This is a genomic window from Ectothiorhodospira sp. 9100, assembly GCF_022227565.1.
Lineage (GTDB): Bacteria > Pseudomonadota > Gammaproteobacteria > Ectothiorhodospirales > Ectothiorhodospiraceae > Ectothiorhodospira > Ectothiorhodospira marina.
Genome location: NZ_JAJNAN010000143.1, coordinates 1 through 506, shown reverse-complemented (window position 1 = coordinate 506; position 506 = coordinate 1). Strand labels below are relative to the sequence as shown.

The 506-nt window shown below is 64.4% G+C and carries 1 protein-coding gene; it reads left to right on the top strand.

Going from position 1 to position 506, the window contains the following annotated elements; genetic code table 11:
- Positions 1 to 506: recombinase zinc beta ribbon domain-containing protein (locus LPW29_RS15360; RefSeq protein ID WP_238628735.1), on the top strand; the 506-nt coding region annotated here is incomplete at both ends.

Genomic DNA, 506 nt, shown 5'->3' with positions numbered 1-506 from the left:
TTGGCGCTCCCCTATCGCATCCGCACTGGACCGCAGACCGGACAACTGCAGTGGCGCCGTCCCAGCCGGGTCACCTTGAGTAATTTACTGCATAACCCCGTCTATGCGGGCGCCTACGCGTATGGGCGGCGCCCCACGGACCCGCGCCGATGCCAACCCGGTCGGCCCGGCACCGGGCGGACCGTGGCGGCCATGGACGATTGGATGGTCCTGATCAAGGACCACCTGCCTGCCTACATCAGTTGGTCCCAGTATGAGGCCAATATCGCGCAGATGGCCGCTAACACCGCCCAGGCCGGAGGGTGGGTGCGCCACGGAGTATCGCTGCTGTCGGGGCGCCTGATCTGCGGACATTGCGGTTTGAGTATGGCTCCCCAATACTCCAATGGCGGAACGCGCTTGCGCTACAGTTGCTGTCGAGAGGCGACGGATTATGCTGGACCGGCCTGTCAAACGCTGGCTGGCAAGCCGCTCGATGCTCTCATCGCCCGATTGGTTCTGGAGGC